Source organism: Cryobacterium mannosilyticum (genome assembly GCF_004402705.1).
In the GTDB taxonomy this organism is placed as follows: Bacteria; Actinomycetota; Actinomycetes; order Actinomycetales; family Microbacteriaceae; genus Cryobacterium; species Cryobacterium mannosilyticum.
Genome location: NZ_SOFM01000016.1, coordinates 68,900 through 84,228 on the forward strand (window position 1 = coordinate 68,900; position 15,329 = coordinate 84,228).

22 protein-coding genes, 1 pseudogene and 1 riboswitch are annotated in these 15,329 nt (G+C 65.6%); of the genes and pseudogenes, 13 read left to right on the forward strand and 10 right to left on the reverse strand.

Annotation, left to right across the window (positions count from 1 at the left end; translation table 11 throughout):
- Window positions 1-26: 26 nt before the first annotated feature.
- The 4 genes from E3O32_RS06170 to E3O32_RS06185 all read right to left on the reverse strand — a co-directional run bounded on the left by E3O32_RS06170 (window position 27) and on the right by E3O32_RS06185 (window position 2,316).
- A complete protein-coding gene (locus E3O32_RS06170) occupies window positions 27-350 on the reverse strand; it encodes a YciI family protein (protein ID WP_134507676.1) in 324 nt (107 codons plus the stop codon).
- A gap of 93 nt (window positions 351-443) precedes the next feature.
- On the reverse strand, window positions 444-1,439 hold the full coding sequence (locus E3O32_RS06175) for a TIGR03086 family metal-binding protein (RefSeq protein ID WP_134507678.1): 996 nt from the start codon (window positions 1,437-1,439) through the stop codon (window positions 444-446).
- Window positions 1,439-1,759, reverse strand: a complete 321-nt coding sequence (locus E3O32_RS06180; protein ID WP_198417533.1) for an ArsR/SmtB family transcription factor — start codon at window positions 1,757-1,759, stop codon at window positions 1,439-1,441. Before E3O32_RS06180 ends, E3O32_RS06175 begins: the two co-directional genes overlap by 1 nt.
- 74 nt (window positions 1,760-1,833) lie before the next feature.
- Complete coding sequence (locus E3O32_RS06185) at window positions 1,834-2,316, reverse strand: heme-degrading domain-containing protein (RefSeq protein WP_134507681.1); 483 nt, start codon at window positions 2,314-2,316, stop codon at window positions 1,834-1,836.
- Window positions 2,317-2,456: 140 nt separating this feature from the next.
- Here E3O32_RS06185 and E3O32_RS06190 point away from each other — a divergent pair, with 140 nt between their 5' ends.
- Complete coding sequence (locus E3O32_RS06190; protein WP_134507682.1) at window positions 2,457-2,660, forward strand: three-helix bundle dimerization domain-containing protein; 204 nt, start codon at window positions 2,457-2,459, stop codon at window positions 2,658-2,660.
- A gap of 70 nt (window positions 2,661-2,730) precedes the next feature.
- Here the strand turns inward: E3O32_RS06190 and E3O32_RS06195 are convergent, their stop codons facing one another.
- Window positions 2,731-3,240 carry a universal stress protein gene (locus E3O32_RS06195; RefSeq protein ID WP_134540161.1) on the reverse strand — a complete coding sequence of 170 codons (510 nt, stop codon included), beginning with the start codon at window positions 3,238-3,240 and terminating at the stop codon, window positions 2,731-2,733.
- Window positions 3,241-3,417: 177 nt separating this feature from the next.
- Here E3O32_RS06195 and arsD point away from each other — a divergent pair, with 177 nt between their 5' ends.
- From arsD to E3O32_RS06215, 4 genes are all read left to right on the forward strand, one after another.
- Complete coding sequence (gene arsD, locus E3O32_RS06200; RefSeq protein WP_134507686.1) at window positions 3,418-3,837, forward strand: arsenite efflux transporter metallochaperone ArsD; 420 nt, start codon at window positions 3,418-3,420, stop codon at window positions 3,835-3,837.
- A gap of 13 nt (window positions 3,838-3,850) precedes the next feature.
- Window positions 3,851-5,650, forward strand: a complete 1,800-nt coding sequence (gene arsA, locus E3O32_RS06205) for an arsenical pump-driving ATPase (RefSeq protein ID WP_134507688.1) — start codon at window positions 3,851-3,853, stop codon at window positions 5,648-5,650.
- A gap of 130 nt (window positions 5,651-5,780) precedes the next feature.
- Entirely contained in the window at window positions 5,781-6,149 is a 369-nt protein-coding gene (locus tag E3O32_RS06210) for a VOC family protein (protein ID WP_134507690.1), read from the forward strand.
- Between the two features lie 39 nt (window positions 6,150-6,188).
- Window positions 6,189-6,252: riboswitch (guanidine-III (ykkC-III) riboswitch) on the forward strand.
- Window positions 6,253-6,264: 12 nt separating this feature from the next.
- On the forward strand, window positions 6,265-6,588 hold the full coding sequence (locus tag E3O32_RS06215) for a DMT family transporter (RefSeq protein ID WP_134507692.1): 324 nt from the start codon (window positions 6,265-6,267) through the stop codon (window positions 6,586-6,588).
- 84 nt (window positions 6,589-6,672) lie between these two features.
- Here the strand turns inward: E3O32_RS06215 and E3O32_RS06220 are convergent, their stop codons facing one another.
- Window positions 6,673-7,314 (reverse strand): NADPH-dependent F420 reductase, encoded by a 642-nt coding sequence (locus E3O32_RS06220; protein ID WP_134507694.1) that lies wholly within the window; start codon window positions 7,312-7,314, stop codon window positions 6,673-6,675.
- 344 nt (window positions 7,315-7,658) lie between these two features.
- Between E3O32_RS06220 and E3O32_RS06225 the strand changes: the two genes are divergently transcribed.
- The 3 genes from E3O32_RS06225 (at window position 7,659) to E3O32_RS06240 (ending at window position 9,808) form a co-directional block, all read left to right on the forward strand.
- Window positions 7,659-8,333, forward strand: a complete 675-nt coding sequence (locus E3O32_RS06225) for a VOC family protein (RefSeq protein ID WP_134507696.1) — start codon at window positions 7,659-7,661, stop codon at window positions 8,331-8,333.
- Window positions 8,334-8,586: 253 nt separating this feature from the next.
- Window positions 8,587-9,138: an OsmC family protein gene (locus E3O32_RS06230; RefSeq protein WP_134507698.1), complete on the forward strand. Its 552-nt coding sequence runs from the start codon at window positions 8,587-8,589 to the stop codon at window positions 9,136-9,138.
- 274 nt (window positions 9,139-9,412) lie between these two features.
- On the forward strand, window positions 9,413-9,808 hold the full coding sequence (locus E3O32_RS06240) for a DUF4177 domain-containing protein (RefSeq protein ID WP_241974643.1): 396 nt from the start codon (window positions 9,413-9,415) through the stop codon (window positions 9,806-9,808).
- A 139-nt stretch (window positions 9,809-9,947) separates the two neighbouring features.
- On the opposite strand, the gene E3O32_RS06245 is transcribed toward E3O32_RS06240, so the two are convergent.
- Window positions 9,948-10,568, reverse strand: coding sequence for a DUF6036 family nucleotidyltransferase (locus E3O32_RS06245; RefSeq protein ID WP_134507700.1), 621 nt, complete (start codon window positions 10,566-10,568; stop codon window positions 9,948-9,950).
- Window positions 10,568-11,143: a helix-turn-helix domain-containing protein gene (locus E3O32_RS06250; RefSeq protein WP_134507702.1), complete on the reverse strand. Its 576-nt coding sequence runs from the start codon at window positions 11,141-11,143 to the stop codon at window positions 10,568-10,570. The genes E3O32_RS06245 and E3O32_RS06250 overlap by 1 nt, the downstream gene beginning before the upstream one ends.
- A gap of 104 nt (window positions 11,144-11,247) precedes the next feature.
- On the opposite strand from E3O32_RS06250, the pseudogene E3O32_RS17575 reads away from it, so the two are divergent.
- From E3O32_RS17575 to E3O32_RS06270, 4 genes and pseudogenes are all read left to right on the forward strand, one after another.
- A pseudogene (locus E3O32_RS17575) lies at window positions 11,248-11,424 on the forward strand (recombinase family protein); the annotation flags it as partial.
- A 448-nt stretch (window positions 11,425-11,872) separates the two neighbouring features.
- Window positions 11,873-12,457: a nucleotidyltransferase domain-containing protein gene (locus E3O32_RS06260; protein WP_134507704.1), complete on the forward strand. Its 585-nt coding sequence runs from the start codon at window positions 11,873-11,875 to the stop codon at window positions 12,455-12,457.
- Window positions 12,454-12,861 (forward strand): hypothetical protein, encoded by a 408-nt coding sequence (locus E3O32_RS06265; protein WP_134507706.1) that lies wholly within the window; start codon window positions 12,454-12,456, stop codon window positions 12,859-12,861. The genes E3O32_RS06260 and E3O32_RS06265 overlap by 4 nt, the downstream gene beginning before the upstream one ends.
- Window positions 12,862-12,927: 66 nt before the next feature.
- Entirely contained in the window at window positions 12,928-13,512 is a 585-nt protein-coding gene (locus E3O32_RS06270; RefSeq protein WP_134507947.1) for a recombinase family protein, read from the forward strand.
- A gap of 70 nt (window positions 13,513-13,582) precedes the next feature.
- Here the strand turns inward: E3O32_RS06270 and E3O32_RS06275 are convergent, their stop codons facing one another.
- Both E3O32_RS06275 and E3O32_RS06280 read right to left on the reverse strand, forming a co-directional pair.
- Entirely contained in the window at window positions 13,583-13,843 is a 261-nt protein-coding gene (locus E3O32_RS06275; RefSeq protein WP_134507708.1) for a Txe/YoeB family addiction module toxin, read from the reverse strand.
- Window positions 13,840-14,091 carry a type II toxin-antitoxin system Phd/YefM family antitoxin gene (locus tag E3O32_RS06280; protein ID WP_134507710.1) on the reverse strand — a complete coding sequence of 84 codons (252 nt, stop codon included), beginning with the start codon at window positions 14,089-14,091 and terminating at the stop codon, window positions 13,840-13,842. Before E3O32_RS06280 ends, E3O32_RS06275 begins: the two co-directional genes overlap by 4 nt.
- Before the next feature lie 75 nt (window positions 14,092-14,166).
- Between E3O32_RS06280 and E3O32_RS06285 the strand changes: the two genes are divergently transcribed.
- Window positions 14,167-15,270, forward strand: a complete 1,104-nt coding sequence (locus tag E3O32_RS06285; protein ID WP_134507712.1) for a hypothetical protein — start codon at window positions 14,167-14,169, stop codon at window positions 15,268-15,270.
- Window positions 15,271-15,329: the final 59 nt, after the last annotated feature.

Below are 15,329 nucleotides of genomic sequence, written 5' to 3' on the forward strand. Positions count from 1 at the left end.
CCGGCCGGCCGGATCTTGATCCGAGGCTACATCTGTCCGAGTTCGAAGATCTGCAGGCTGAACCTTCCCTTGCCTTCGCTGAGGAACGGGTGCCCCTCGGCGAGGGCCTGCGCCTCGTCGAGGCTGGCGGCTTCGACGATGCTGTACCCGGTCAGGTCGGCCGAGGCCGCGGTCGATCCGTCATCGACGACGGCAGTGCCGCCGGCGAACGGGGCGCCGCCGTCAACGAGCGCCGACCCGATCCGACCCATCCAGGCTCCCCATGCCGCGGTTTCCTTTTCACTCTGTTCAGGAGTGAACTGGTCCATCGGCGTGGCCGGGCCCTTGTAGATGTAGATGAACTTGCTCATGGTGTTTCCTTCCTGTTGGTGCACCCGGCCGGGTGGCAAGGTGCCGTTTTCTTGTATGCGGTTCGCGTCGGGTGCCCGCGGCCGGGCCCCCGATCACGAGGGATTCGGGCGGCCGGTGAAGGCGAGGAGCCGAGGCAGGCTCGCGGCCGATTCCTCGAGCTCGATTGCCGGATGGAAGCTGCCGTTGCCGCGCGTCGCATCCGTGATGGTCTGGCGGGCCAGGCCGAGGATGTAGTCCGACAGAGCCGGCGCCACCACGAGCTGCTGCCCGGTCGCCGTGGCCAGGTCCCAGGCGTGCACGAGGAACTCCAAGTTCAGGATGTTCGCCGCCGTCGACGCGGGGAGGCCGCCCGGCCCGAGGTCGACCGTTCCGGCCAGCCCGCGGAGCCGGAGGGCCTCGAGGGTCTTCTTGGCCGCGTCGGCGATCCGCACCTCGGCAGGGACGGATGCTGCGGCAGCGGAGGAGGGGGCGGCGGGCTCAGGCACCCCGAGCGCCGTGCCGATCCGGGCGATCGAGTCCAGAAGGTGCGCGACGAGCTCGGCCACGGTGAAGTCCTCGCAGGGGGTCGGGACCCCCGCGTTGGCCGCGGTCACGCCTCGCAGCACCCGCTGCACGATGGCGAGGGCGGCCTCGGCGCTGGCCAGCGGGTCGATCGGGTCGGGGACGGCGGCCCACTCATCCGGGCCGACGTCACCCTCGACACCGAGGGTGACCAGGCGGCCGAGGAAGTGGTGCCAGCCCTGGGCGTGACTTGCGGCCTGCTCGGCGGTGAGACCGTCATGCACGAGCCGCACGGTGGTGCCGCCGTCGACCGCGTCAAGGGTGATCGAGACCGTGGACGCCCCCGGCGGCAGGTCGGGGGACCCCTCCCAGCCCCAGGTGAGCACGACCCGCTTGCCCGGCTCGATCTCGGTGAAGGTGCCGGCCGCGGAATGGCCCGGCACGATGGTCCACCGGTATTCGCCACCCACCCGCAGGTCGACCCGGGCGGCCACGGTCTTCCACCGGCGCAGGCGCTCCGGCTCGGTGATCAGCCGGAAGGCGGCGTCGGGGTCGAGCGGCAGAAAGACGGTCATGTCGAACGGCATCAGGATTCTCCTTGCGGCGGGCGTGGACGAAGGGCGTGGGCATCGGCTACGAGCTGGTCGAGTTCGCTGGTCCAGAAGGCGTCGAAGAGGCGTCGCAGCCGGCCCATTCCGGCCTGGTCGAGCCGGTAGTGCCGGTTGCGGCCCTCCTTGCGGGCGGCCACGAGCCCGGCTCCTTCCAGCAGCAGCAGATGCTGGGAGATCGCGGAACGGCTCACGGCGAACTCGCCGGACAACTCGGTCACGGTCTGTTCACCGTGGGCGAGCAGTTGGAGCAACCGGCGCCTGGTGGGCTCCGTTGCCACCTCGAGGAGGTCGACCATGCACATACGTTAGCAACCACTAACGCATTTGGCAATGGCCGGACCGGCAGGGTCAGTCGCCGCGGTGGAGGTGTTCAGCCCTGGGCCAGGCGGTGCTCCGCGAGGACCTCGACGACGAGGTCGTGGTCGTCGCGCTGGGCCAGGCCGGAGACGCCGACCACGCCGATCAGCGACCCGCGTACCCGCAGCGGGAAGGCACCCCCGTGGGCGGCGTGGGTGGCCGGGTCGAGGTTCGAGGCGGTGCGGAAGTCGCGGCCGAGCGAGCGGAAGCGCGTGCCCACCGCGAACGAGGAGTTCGCGAACCGGCGCACCACCCGGAACTTGTTCTCGAGCCAGGCGTCGTTGTCGGCGCTCGACCCGGGCAGCGCCGCGTGGAAGACGCGCTGGTCGCCGAACGTGATCGACACGGCGATCGGATGCCCGCGCAGGGTTCCCAGTTCGACCAGCCGGGAGCCGACCGCCCAGGCGTCGCCGAAGTCGAAGGAGTCGAATTGGATGGTGCGTTCCTGGTCGAGCAGTGTGCTGAGGAGGTCTGCCGCCTCCGATGCGTCCGTCATGGTCCGCCTTTCGCCCGAGGGCGTCGGTGTGCGCCCGGACCCAGTCTTCCACGCCCGCGAAGCATCGACGCCGCGGCGAACCGGCCCGCGCACGCCGGTTGTGAGTTGACCAAAAGGGAGCGGGGGCCGAAACTGGAGAGGTGAACCCCCAAGAGGAAGACCGTGCCGTCGCCAAGGTCATCGACCGGTTGGCCGAGAAGTTTCCGGAATCGCCGCGAGTGCGGATCGAACAGGCCGTGCACGAGCAGCAGGAGGCGCTGGCGGGGAACCCGGTGCGCGACTACGTTCCCGTGCTGATCGAACACGCGGCGAAGAACCGATTGCGCAGCTCCGCCGCGAGCTGAACCCGAAGGATCTCGTCGGTGTGGGACTGAGTCAAAGTCATGGTGGCAGGGTCCCAGCAGTCACCGACATTCAGCCCAACTCCCAGGGGAGTCGTTCGTCGAAGGGAACGGGGGCGAGCGGGATCATCACCACCGGGCGGTGCTGGCGGTGGGCCAGGCGCACGGCGATGGACCCGGTGAAGAAGGCTTGAAGGCCGCCGCGGACGCTGGATTCCCGCGTGCCGACGATGATCATCGACGCCCCCAGCGTCTCGGCGAGGTGACCGAGGGCCAGGGCCGGGTCACCGGCCAGGGCCCGCGTGCTCCACGCCACGCCACGCCCTTCGAGCAGCGTCTCCAGGCGGGCGCGCAACCCCGGGTGGAATCCCTCATCGGCCAGGTCCGTGTTGTCGGGGTCGAACGACAGGGAGGACATGCTGCCGTCGGGGTGCTCGGAAACCATGTACCGGCCGGGATCGACCCACGCGCAGACCAGTTCGGCCGCGAAATGGGAGGCGAACCCGGCCGCCTGCTGCACGACGGCATCCGGCTGGCCAGGGGCGACGCCCACGATCACGCGCGCCGGGTGTCTAACGGTCATGAGGTGCTCCCTGTGGGCGGGGCTGGATGCCGACCAGTCCGATCGTGCCACCGACCGGCGGGCATTGCGAGCAATCCCCGCCGAACACGATAAATATCGATGTTCATCGATATACTGGAATGACCGACACCACGGACAGGTCGTCCCCATGGATGCCGGACCAGGAGTTGGTGCGCAATGGCAAACATCCAGATCTTCGAACCCGGACTGTGCTGCGGCACGGGAATCTGTGGCGTGGACGTCGACGAGGCGTTGGTCACGGTGTCGGCGGACCTCGACTGGACCCGGTCGCAGGGTGGACAGGTCACCAGGTTCAATCTTGCCCAGGAGCCGCTGGCCTTTGTCGAGGACGAGATTGCCCACGCCTTCCTGCTGACGGCCGGCGAGGAGGGTCTCCCGCTCACCGTCGTCGACGGCGCCACGGTGCTGACGGGGCGGTATCCGTCGCGGGCCGAGTTGGGCAAATGGGCCGGGATCCAGGCCCACGAGTCCGCCGTGCAGCCGGAGGGGTCGCCCCGCCTCCTGGCCATGGCGGCACCGGGCGCGGCCCTCGAAGCCGAGGCGGGTTGCTGCGGCGGCACCGGCGGATGCTGCTAGTCAGGACCCCGCGATGACGAATCCCCGGTTTCTCGACGACACGCCGCGCTTCCTCTTCTTCACCGGCAAGGGCGGGGTCGGGAAGACGTCGATCGCCTGCGCGACGGCCGTGCGCCTGGCCGACGGCGGGGCATCCGTGCTGCTGGTCAGCACCGACCCTGCCTCGAACGTCGGCCAGGTCTTCGGCGTGGGCATCGGCAACACGGTCACCCCGATCGACGCGGTCCCGGGGCTGTCGGCCCTGGAGATCGACCCGGAGCAGGCCGCCGAACAGTACCGCGAGCGGATAGTCGGCCCGGTTCGCGGCCGACTGCCGGCCGCCCAGGTGGCGTCGATCGAGGAGCAGCTGTCGGGTGCGTGCACCACGGAGATCGCCTCATTCAACGAATTCACCGAGCTGCTGACGGATGCTGCCTGGACCGCCGCCTACGACCACATCGTTTTCGACACGGCCCCCACCGGGCACACCATCCGGCTGCTCCAGCTGCCCGGCTCGTGGACCGACTTCCTCACCGAGGGAACCGGCGACGCCTCCTGCCTGGGGCCGCTGTCGGGGCTGGAAAAGCAGCGCGCCGTCTACGCGGAAGCCGTCGCAGCCCTGTCGGACCCGGCCCGCACCCGGCTGGTGCTGGTGGCCAGGGCGCAGCGCTCGACCCTCGCCGAGGCCGCCCGCACGCAGGCCGAACTGGCCGCGATCGGCATGACCCGGCAGTACCTGGTGGTCAACGGCATCCTGCCGGAGCAGCACGCCGACAGTGCGGTCGACCCGCTCGCCGCTGCCATCCGGGCCAGGGAACAGCGGGCGCTCGCCGAAATGCCCGAGGCCTTGCGGAGTGCGACGACCGACCGGGTGGCGCTGAAAAGCACCAACATGGTGGGGCTCGTCGCCTTGCGAAGCCTGCTCGAGCCGGAAGACCTCCCAGGACAACCTGGCCCGGCGCCTGAGCTTGCCCCGGCTCCACTGTCGGCCCTCGTCGACGAGATCGCGGCCGGCGGCCACGGCCTCGTCATGCTGATGGGCAAGGGCGGCGTGGGCAAGACCACCATGGCTGCCGCGATCGCCGTGCAACTCGCCGAACGCGGGCATCACGTGCACCTGACGACGACTGATCCGGCCGCGCATCTTGTCGACACGCTGGTCGGCGGGCTTCCCGGACTCGAGGTGTCCCGGATCGACCCGGCCGTCGAAATCGCGAATTACACCGACCGGGTCATGCGCACCAAGGGGGCCCACCTCGATGAACAGGGCAAGGCGATGCTCAGGGAAGACCTCCGCTCGCCGTGCACCGAGGAGATCGCCGTGTTCCAAGCCTTCTCCCGGGTGACCCGGGAGGCGAAGGACTCCTTCGTCATCATGGACACGGCGCCCACCGGTCACACTCTGCTGCTGCTGGATGCGACCGGGTCGTACCACCGCGAGATCCAGCGCCAGATGGGCCCCGGCATGCACTTCACGACTCCGATGATGAAGCTGCAGGATCCGGAGCAGACCAAGGTGATCCTGGTCACCCTCGCCGAAACGACACCGGTGCTCGAGGCCGCGGAACTGCAGGACGACCTGATCCGAGCCGGAATCGCCCCCTGGGCCTGGATCATCAACAATTCGATCGCCGCGGCGGCGCCGAGCTCGCCGCTCCTCCGGCTCCGGGCCGCAGGCGAACTGTCGGAGATTGCGCACGTGCGGGAGCTGAAAGCGCCCCGCCTGGCGGTCGTGGCGCTGCTCGCGGCCGAGCCGGTCGGCATCCCCTCACTGCTGGCGCTCGGCGACGGCGTTCCCGCCCTTGCGGCAACCGCCGATTCCCGTTCGTCCTGACCCGGTTCGGGGCGGGGTGTCGGCGAATCCGGGCGGAGTGCCCGGTGTGCTGCCATGCTTACGATCGGGTGGCCGGCCGTTCGGCCAACCGGGAACAACGCCGCGTCGTTGGCGGGATTGTGGAGTGCTTGTGGACATGCGACTGGAACTGGTCCCGCTGCCGTCGACGGATGTGGACCGCTCAAAGGCGTTCTACGTGGACGGAGTGGGGTTCACCCTTGATCACGATGTCGAGCCGGGCAACGGAATGCGCGTCGTGCAGCTGACCCCGCCTGGATCGGCGTGCTCCATAGTCATCGGGGTCGGGATCAGCGATCCCCACGCCGCTCCCGTCCTGAACCTCCATCTGGTCGTGGGCGATGTCGACGCCGCCCGCCGAGAACTCATCGGCAACGGCGTTGAGGTCTCGGACGTCCACGACATGGGCGGAGGCATCCGCTACGCCTATTTTAGTGACCCCGACGGCAATTCCTGGGCCCTGCAGCAGATCTCTGTGTGAGTTCACTGCGCTTGCACGGCCGACTGCGATACCGTGATCTGGAGCCGCGATCAGCGGGCCCGGACGAGGGATCAGTACCCGGAACGCGACAAGACTGGCCGTAGGAGTTGTTGTCATGTCCTGGATCGTGCTTATCGTGTCCGGCGTCCTCGAAGCGGTCTGGGCTACCGCGCTGGGCAAGTCCGACGGCCTGACAAAGCTGTGGCCATCGGTGGTCTTCGTGGTGGCGCTCACGATCAGCATGGTCGGTCTTGCCTGGGCAATGCGAGACATCTCAACCGGCACGGCATATGCCGTCTGGGTCGGAATCGGGGCGGCACTGACCGTGCTCTACGCGATGGTCTTCGGCGGCGAGCCCGCATCACTGGTCAAGATCCTGCTCATCCTCGGGCTCGTGGGGTGCATCGTCGGTCTCAAACTCGTGGATGGCGGCCACTAGAACAGGTTCCCGCGAACGAAAGCGGGCAGGCACAGAAACGGCGCAGAACCGAGGATGTCCTCGGTTCTGCGCCGCATGTCTGGATCAGATCGTGCGCGGTGCCTTTGCCAGGTTGGCCTCGAGCTCGGCGATGTTCTGTCGCGTGCCGTAGGCGGGGCGGTCGCGCTCTACCCGCCAGCTCTCGGCGAGCGGACCGATGTTCACGGTGTCGAAACCGAATTCGTCGTAGAGCTTCGTGACGAAGTCGGAGGCATCCGCAAAGTCGGATGCCGTGGCCAGCGCACGCCGCGCCGGGTCGCCGGTCGGGAACGAGTCAGCGGTGATGTCGGCGGCCGTGATGTGGTTGAAGCCCTTCGCGACGCGCGAGGTCGGCAAGTGCCCCTGCAGCATGCCGGTGACGGTCGCCTCGCCGTTGTCGAGGGCCTCGATGTGGCCGTCGCGTTCGAAGTAGTAGTTGTTGGTGTCGATGACGATCTTGCCGGCGAGCGGCTGGACCGGCACGTCCGCATAGGCCTTGAGCGGCACGGTCACGACCGCGATGTCGGCAGCCTGTGCCGCCTGCGCGGCGGTTCCGGCGGTCGCCTTCGGGCCGAGCTCGGCGACGAGGGCCGCGAGCGTCTCGGGGCCGCGGGAGTTGCTGATCACGACGTCGTAGCCGCTCTCGATCGCCTTGCGGGCGACCTGGCTGCCAATGTTTCCTGCACCGATGATTCCGATAGTTGTCATGCTCACGTCAACGGGCCCGGCATCGAAAATGTTCCCGATGCCACGAGGCCGGCGTGGTGGAGGCGTTCAGGATCGCCACGTTCACGCGGTGTGGCTGTGAGCCCCGGCGCGATCAGCCGGCTGGCCTATCCTTCTTTCGATTCCTTGGGCGACCGCAATGCCGGGTTGGCCGTCGCCGGGGTGATCCTGGGCGGCGGCCCCTGCGCCGTGGTCGGCTGTATGTCCTTTGAGCTAGGAGATGCGACCGCCTGGGCGATCTCAGATGGGGGCAATGCGTGCCATGGCCGAGGCTTCGCTCAGCGGCCGCTTGACCTCAAGTCAGCTTGAGCATCTTGACTAGAAGCATGCAGATCACCAAGGTGTCAGTCCGTGTCCGAAACGCTCGTGAAGCCGGGGAATTCTATGCCGGTGTACTCGGTCTCGACGTCGCCAACGGGCATATGGGCGTGGGCGTGACGCTAGGAACTACTCGGCTCGAACTTGTCGAGGATCCCGCAACTGACGGAGACCACCACTTCGCGATCACGATTCCAGCAAACAAGTTCGACAAAGCAAAGACATGGCTCCAGCAGAGGACCGTCCTGCTGGGAACATCCGAGGCGGACGAATTCGAAACCTCGCCCGGCTGGAATGCTCACAGTGTCTATTTCGCCGGCCATGACCGGTCCGTTCTCGAGCTGATCATTCGCCGCGACCTCGACAACGCCACGCCCGGCCCATTCACCAGCGCGGACCTCCTCGGCATCAGCGAGGTCGGGGTCGCGGTGGCGGACGTCTCGGCCATTGTCGCCACGCTTGCCGACGACGCCGAGGTTGCTCCGTATGGCGATGCGCAAGGCGGCGCCTTCGCGCCCGTCGGAGACGTCGACGGCATGCTTATCCTGGTGGCGCCAGGCCGAATCTGGTTTCCCACAACGGATCGCACGGCGGGGGAGACCCCCGTTACCATCACAGCCATCGGTGGGCGTCCAGGGACTTATTCGCTCGGCGCCCTCGGCTCGCTTCATATCCTGCCGTAAGAATCGCCGGGCCGGAGCTCCGCGCCGAGCCGTTCAAGGGTTGGGTGGTTGCAGAGCCGACCGCGCTCAAAAGAGGAAGGTTGAGCGCACCCTGGAAATGGCGCCGCCCGGGGAAACGCTGCACCGCGTGCCGGGGCCCGCCGAACTGTTCCTCACCGGCGAGAGGTGTGCAAGAAGGCGCAGTATTACGCCGGGAGTCCCGCAGTGACGCGGTGCTCGTCGCGAGCCGCGGCATCCGCAGTACTGTCGGCGCATGACTCTCCTCGACGCATCCCCCGTAACCTCCGTCACCGCCGACGAGCGCGCCACGCGGCTCATCGAGGCCGGCACCGCCTGGGGGGAACGAATCGCCGCCGATGTGGCCAACGGACAGCTGACCTACCGCGTACGCGGCACGGGCGAGGGCTCGGTTGCGTCGACAATCACCGCAGGAAAGCACAGCTTCCGGGTGGATGAGCCCGCCGCGCTCGCCGGAGACGACATCGCCGCCAGCCCCGTGGAGTTCGCACTCGGAGCACTCATCTCCTGCCAGGTCGTCGTCTACCGCCTCTACGCGCAGGCTCTCGGAATCCGGGTGGACGAGATCGATGTGAAGGCCGAGGGCGACCTCGACGCCCGCCGCCTGTTCGGTATCGAGGAGTCTGTTCGCGCGGGCTTCACCGCGGTGCGTCTCGACATCATCATCACGGGCCCGGAGACAGACGCCCGTTACCGGGAGCTGCGGGCGGCGGTCGACGCCCACTGCCCCGTGCTCGACCTCTTCGCAAACGCGACGCCGGTCACCGTGAGCGTCGCAAAGGCCTAGATCGTGGCTATGCCGCGCGGAAGTATTCGATACTGACTTCCAAGCAGTAGTGCCAGAGGACGGAGATCCGCGACATCCGCTCCGACTGCGACTCCGCGCTTCTGGGCGACGAAATCGAGGCTTTCACCGAATCGACGGAACAGCCCGTTCTGCAGCAGCCGGCGCGGATGCGTTAGGTCTCGCGCCTGAGGCAATCGGTGCCGCCAGCGATACCGGCTGATACGTTGTAGCGCACGTCCAGGCGCGTCGCGACCTGCATGACTGAAACGAGGCAATGGTGGCGAACGCAGCAGCAGGTTGGTACGACGACGGTTCGGGTCGCCAGCGACGGTGGGACGGCGCGCAGTGGACGGATGTCTGGCAAGAGGAGGCGCCGGTGAACAGTCCCGCCGCGCTGATCGACCACATCAAGGCGGAGTCCGTCGCGGGAGGTAGACCACGACCGGCGCAAAACGGGCAGAGCTACGTCGTGTTGCAGGTGGTGCTGAAGGAGAAGCTATTCGGTACCGGATCTGGCAACCTCACCGAGCTAGAAAGGTCTATCAACGCGCAAGCCGCCCTCGGCTATCGACTGCACACCATCACGACGTCAGCCTCAGGCAGTAAGGGCCTCGGGGGCGGCGACCGCATCCAGGCCACGCTGGTCTTCGAGCGACTGGGGATCAGCTGACGTCTATCGGCACCCGATCGGGGCCTCAGGCGCCCACTGATCGCCCGCAAGCCGGACCCTCACGGGGCACAGAATCGGTCGCGATAGCTTCGAGCCGGCGTTGGGCAGCTGGGTGCCATTTGGGAACCGCGGAGCTGCCCTATTCTGCGGGACCGGACTGTTGTTGAGGTGCTCGATGTGAGGTGCGCGTACCCAGGAGGGGAGGGGGCGGCGATGCTGGGACTGCGGGGATCCCCTGCTTGAAGATGGGTTCGAGGAGGCGCAGAGCTTTGTCTGGGAGGCCGTCTCCCGGGAAAAAGTCATTCAGTAATTCCTCGGCTGCATTAGGTTCATGAATATCGCAGATCGCGAGCAGATTGGCAATGTCCTGCACGTCGCGGCCCGGGCGCGATGCGTTGAGCTTCATGGCTAGCAGTGCCCGGGGCGAGGCCACTTCCACCGTGATGTCCTCGTTCGAGTAAAGGACCTCCCAGCCCGGGTCAGCCCCGTAGGACGGTAGAAACATTGTGGCGTTGCTGTTGAGCCAGTCCTGCGGCCAGCCGTTCTCGTCGGCGACTTCAACTGCGGCCTTCAGGATTGGTTGCTCTGGCTGCAGGAGCGCATCGACATCTGCGGTTGTCCGGCGGTCGAAGTACCGAAGAGCGAGTGCGGCGCCTCCAACTATTCGGATGCCTGCCGGCTGGCTGGCCGCGCGGAGCTTGGCGATGACCGCGTTGATGCCGCGGATGAGATCATCACGGTCGAGTTGATCTCCTGGCATTAGACGCTTTCCAGGGTTTCGGCTTCAATCAGGATGCCGCGGCGGAGGAACTCGACGGGTACTCGCGCCGGGTCTGCCGGGATGTCGTAGTCGCTTGTGCGCGGTGCCCAAAGGCTGTCAGGGCATCCTGCTTGCAGGGTGACCCAATCCGGGACGGGCAGGCCGTCTGCCTTGAGCCGGTATTCGCAGAGCGCGGCGATCGCGGCGTCCCATCGCTCGGACCCGGTGGGGGACGGCTCGCTCAACGCCAGGCCGACTCGGGTGGCTCCGCGTTCTGAAGCGAGGTTGTCGGCGAGTTGGAGGAACCGCCGGAAGGCCGAGACGTCATCTGATCCGGTGATTGCTTCCCCGATCTCGGATGCGATGCGGGCTGCATCGCTGCGTACTGTCGGGACTGTCACAATCGTGTGGCGGGTCGCCCGCAACAGTGCCTCGAGTGTGGCGACTGTCGGTTCGCGCTTGCCGTGTTCAATCAGGGAGAGCGACGAGCCGGCGATCCCGGAGCGAAGCGCGAGCTGGCCTTGCGTGAGTCCGCTCGCAGCCCTGGCGGAACGAGCAAGAACACCTGCTGTCATGTCAATCACCACCTTTTACTAAGTAGTAAAAGCATACCAGTCCCGATCCAATGAAGGGCTGGAGAATGTTGACGGCCCTGCAGGTCGAGGTGAATTGTGCCGTCATGACTGAATTTATGATCGGGTACGCGCGCGTATCCACCAATGAGCAAGACCTCACCGCCCAACAAAACGCCTTGGAACGACTGGGCGATAGACCGAACCTGATCTACACCGACCATGGCCTTACGGGAACAAACCGCGCACGGCCTGGGCTGCGCGAAGCCCTCGCTGCCTGCAGAAGTGTTGTGGTTGAGTCCGGCGAGCAGAACATCATCGACAACGTATTCGACATTCCTATGTCGGTGGAACGCACGGGGTTCCTGTGGCAATGTCCCGGACCAGGGCACTTCGAACGACTCCGAATCTCGATCGCCGACTAAGTTCGGCTACCCACGACCCGTGCCGAGTCCAGTGACCGACCCAGTCCGCCGGAAGAAACGCCAGGGGACTGCCCGTAAGCCGGACGCTGAACGGGCGCTTCTGAGCATGCTCCTGCGTGACTTCCGGAGAAGTACGGCATTGATCGAATCCTCAACTCGGAGGAGCTTTGGCACTGCCGGGTGAGCCTCAAGCCATTGCATTGCGGAGCGATGCATCTGTATTGTATTTAGATACAACCGAATCGAAGAGCAATACAAACGCTGAAGGGAGCTGTTCGTGGACTTATCTGCCCCGCTCGCCTCGTTCATGAATGGCCTGGACGCTGTCGCCCTGCGCGTCGTTGCCAGGGCCGGTTCAGCGCTCACTGGTCGACAGATCGCCCGTCTGGCGGGGACTGGAACGCCGGCCAACGTCCGATTGTCTCTTCTCCGGCTCGTCGACATCGGTCTGGTCATCTCGGTCCCAGCGCCCCATGCAACTATGTATTCTGCCAACCGGTCGCACATCCTCTGGCCGGCTGTTGAGATCGCGATGAACGCGCGCCAGGAGCTGAACAGGCGTGTTGCAGCATTCGCCGACTCGAGCGCGCCTGAGGGCGTCACGGTTGCCCTCTACGGATCCGTGGCACGAGGTGACTCCACCAAGACGAGCGACGTCGACCTGCTCGTCGTCTTTCCCGATGAGGTCACACTCGATGACCGGGACGAATTCGTCACCGGGCTCCGGGACAACGTGCAACTGTGGACCGGCAATGATGCCCAGATCTACGACCTAACCGAATCGGCCCTGACCAGGCAAAAGGAAGAAGGAGACCCGATCGTCGATAGCTGGGCCGCGGAGGGGATCATTCTCTTCGGGAACAACACGCTGGGAATGAGGAAGGCGCCGTGAACGCGCGGATCAAACAGATGACGGCGGCGGAGGTGCGAATCCGTGCCGAACACGCCCGCGATTCTCTCCTCACTGCTCAAGCTCGATTCGAGCCTGGGGGACCGATGGCGTCAAACAATACGACGGGGCTGAATGCCGTCAACGCCGGCATCGCCGCGGCCGACGCTATTTGCGGATCCAAACTCGGCTACCGCTCCAGCGGTCAGGATCACAAACAGGCCATCGGCCTCCTAACCCAAGCTCTCCCCGAAAAGAGAACCGCGGCACGGGACTTGGGCCGACTCTTGGAAGCAAAGACCCTCACCTCCTACGGGGCGAGCCACATCACAGAGGCCAGGGCGAGCGAGCTCCTCAAATACGCAACCCGGCTGGTCGACGAGATGGAAGCCGCCCTCGCCTCCTGACCGCGGGCACCCGCCGAGGATCCTCGAATGTTGACGGCCCTGCAGGTCGAGGTGAATTGTGCCGTCATGACTGAACTACTGATCGGGTACGCGCGCGTATCCACAAATGAGCAAGACCTCACCGCCCAACAAAACGCCCTGGAACGACTGGGCGTTAGACCGAACCCGATCTACACCGATCATGGCTTGACGGGAACCAACCGTGCGAGGCCGGGATTACGCGAAGCACTTGCGGCCTGCAGGAGCGGGGACACACTCGTGGTGGCCAAACTCGATCGTCTGGCCAGGTCGCTTCGGGATGCGAAGGACATCGTCGATGAGCTGACCGCCAAGGGCGTGAAGCTCAGCATCGGCGGCTCTGTGCATGACCCGAATGATCCAGTCGGCCGGCTCCTTTTCAACGTCCTCGCCATGGTCGCGGAATTCGAGTCAGATCTCATCCGCGCTCGAACGCGAGAGGGGATGCAGGTGGCGAAAGCGAAGGGCCGGTTGCGCGGCAGACCACCGAAGCTCTCCCCGGCGCAGCAGAAGCATCTGATGGAGGTCTACAACGCTGATACTCACACAACTACCGAGCTTGCTGAGCTGTTCAATGTCGCCCGCTCCACTATCTATCGAACCATCCAGCGCCAGCACCGAGGCAATGGCTAGCAGCCGAGATCGCGTTGCAGGACGAACTGTCCTGCAACGCGAACCTCATGCGGGTGGCGCGGATGTCTGGTCAGTAGTGTTCGCGGGCTTGCAGGATGACGATGTGGTCGTCGGTGACGTAGTAGACCAGACGGTTCGCTTCGTCGGTGCGGCGTGACCACGCGCCGGAAAGTACGTGCCGAAGGGGCTCGGGCTTGCCGATACCTGCGAACGGATCGCGCAGCGTGTCGGTGATCAGCTGATTGATGCGCTTGAGGGTCTTGCGGTCCTGGGTCTGCCAGAAAACATAGTCCTCCCACCCATTCGGGTCGAAGGCGATCGTCCGGCTCACGCGTCCAAAAGGTCGTGCTGCTCGAACTCGCCGCGCCGGACCCGCTCGATGGCCGTGAGCAACCGCTCCGCGTTCGCAGGGTTCCGCAGTAGGAAGGCCGTTTCGGTCAACGCGTCGTAGTCCTCCTTCGACAGGATTACCGCGTTTCCGTGCCGGGAGACGACCTCGATAGCGGTGTGGTCGTCGTTGACCTGCTGGATGAGCCCGAACAGGCTTTTGCGTGCTTCGGTCGCGGTGATCGCCGACATGATCGCCTCCCAAGAGTAGTACTCGATAGCGTACCATTCAGAGCGGGGGTGACGGAAGCAAGGTCGGCACGCCAGTTGGCAACTACTGCGTCGAATGGGGAACCCTCAGCGGCCTTCAACAACGCCGAGTTCGGCGTCGACCTCTGTCCGCTGTTTGGCAGAGTCCAACATATGGAAGCCCACCGACGACAGTTTGGTCCGGGCGGGTACGCCGCCCGAATCGTCCGGGCCACGATTCGTGACACCGGTCTGCTCATCGAGCAAGCGACCGAAGCTGGCGCGAAGAGACTCCCAGATACCGGGGTGACTGCGCTTGACACATGGATGCGCGGGCACCCCAATGCCGCGTTTCTATACGGGGGAATCTTCGGGCAGAACCTCGAGACGACCGAGCGGATGCTCGGCGCCTGCTCAGACATCGCCGAGTCGATCGCCCTGCTGCTCGACACGAACGGGCGAGTGTTAGCGTCGCCGTTCGTGCTCGAGCGCGCACTCGGCGAGGCGATCATGCGCCTCTGCTACATCTTTGACCACTCGGCACCTCCGGCTCGAACAATCGGAAGGATGGCCGCATATCAACTTGAGTCGATCGAGGGGAACCTCCGTGCGGCCGAGGCGTTCGGCATTCAGGGCGCTGAGAAGGCTGTCCGTGCTCGCGAGAATATCGCCGAGATGCACGGGTGGCTCAATGAGAATGGATTCGAACTGTTTCCCGACCGACGGGAACCATTCACTCTGTCGCTCGCGATTGATGGTCACCGCGAGAACATCAAGTTTGATGCCACAGCCGCGTTCAAACGTTACTTGCCAGCAAGCGCGTGGCAGTGGGAGTTGGGATCAGGAGTCACGCACAGCCGGGGATGGATGCTCGCTGGACTCCTCGCGACGTCAGAAACCGAAGCACTAACCAGTCCAACGGAGGTAGCGATGGCTGTCGCAGGATCGTCTCTCGAGCTCGGTGACGCACTTGCTCGAGCGGCGCATGGTCACACGGGGGCGGAAGTCACCTGGTACCTGGCAAAGAACCACCAACGTCGGCGAGGCATCACGTCCTGGAGCGGGATGCATCAGGAACTTGCGGTGGACCACACGGAATACGCAAAACGCGGCCCAAACTGGAAAAACCGCGAAGGACACCTCGGAGCCAGCTTCCAACGACCGCCATCCGCGAGCAACTAGAAATCCCTCCTTGGGAACGTGCTACGGGACACAGTCCCTATTCTTTGTAGCGGCCTCTG

Bases quoted from the DNA above. Each gene is read 5' to 3' on its own strand.
- E3O32_RS06250 (WP_134507702.1), bottom strand. From the start codon at position 11,143: ATGACAGCAGGTGTTCTTGCTCGTTCCGCCAGGGCTGCGAGCGGACTC.
- E3O32_RS06195 (WP_134540161.1), bottom strand. From the start codon at position 3,240: ATGACCGTTAGACACCCGGCGCGCGTGATCGTGGGCGTCGCCCCTGGC.
- E3O32_RS06230 (WP_134507698.1), top strand. From the start codon at position 8,587: ATGACTCTCCTCGACGCATCCCCCGTAACCTCCGTCACCGCCGACGAG.
- E3O32_RS06240 (WP_241974643.1), top strand. From the start codon at position 9,413: ATGGTGGCGAACGCAGCAGCAGGTTGGTACGACGACGGTTCGGGTCGC.
- E3O32_RS06260 (WP_134507704.1), top strand. From the start codon at position 11,873: ATGAATGGCCTGGACGCTGTCGCCCTGCGCGTCGTTGCCAGGGCCGGT.
- arsA (WP_134507688.1), top strand. From the start codon at position 3,851: ATGACGAATCCCCGGTTTCTCGACGACACGCCGCGCTTCCTCTTCTTC.
- E3O32_RS06175 (WP_134507678.1), bottom strand. From the start codon at position 1,439: ATGCCGTTCGACATGACCGTCTTTCTGCCGCTCGACCCCGACGCCGCC.
- E3O32_RS06225 (WP_134507696.1), top strand. From the start codon at position 7,659: ATGCAGATCACCAAGGTGTCAGTCCGTGTCCGAAACGCTCGTGAAGCC.
- E3O32_RS06245 (WP_134507700.1), bottom strand. From the start codon at position 10,568: ATGCCAGGAGATCAACTCGACCGTGATGATCTCATCCGCGGCATCAAC.
- E3O32_RS06270 (WP_134507947.1), top strand. From the start codon at position 12,928: ATGACTGAACTACTGATCGGGTACGCGCGCGTATCCACAAATGAGCAA.
- E3O32_RS06280 (WP_134507710.1), bottom strand. From the start codon at position 14,091: ATGTCGGCGATCACCGCGACCGAAGCACGCAAAAGCCTGTTCGGGCTC.
- E3O32_RS06220 (WP_134507694.1), bottom strand. From the start codon at position 7,314: ATGACAACTATCGGAATCATCGGTGCAGGAAACATTGGCAGCCAGGTC.
- arsD (WP_134507686.1), top strand. From the start codon at position 3,418: ATGGCAAACATCCAGATCTTCGAACCCGGACTGTGCTGCGGCACGGGA.
- E3O32_RS06215 (WP_134507692.1), top strand. From the start codon at position 6,265: ATGTCCTGGATCGTGCTTATCGTGTCCGGCGTCCTCGAAGCGGTCTGG.
- E3O32_RS06170 (WP_134507676.1), bottom strand. From the start codon at position 350: ATGAGCAAGTTCATCTACATCTACAAGGGCCCGGCCACGCCGATGGAC.
- E3O32_RS06180 (WP_198417533.1), bottom strand. From the start codon at position 1,759: ATGGTCGACCTCCTCGAGGTGGCAACGGAGCCCACCAGGCGCCGGTTG.
- E3O32_RS06185 (WP_134507681.1), bottom strand. From the start codon at position 2,316: ATGACGGACGCATCGGAGGCGGCAGACCTCCTCAGCACACTGCTCGAC.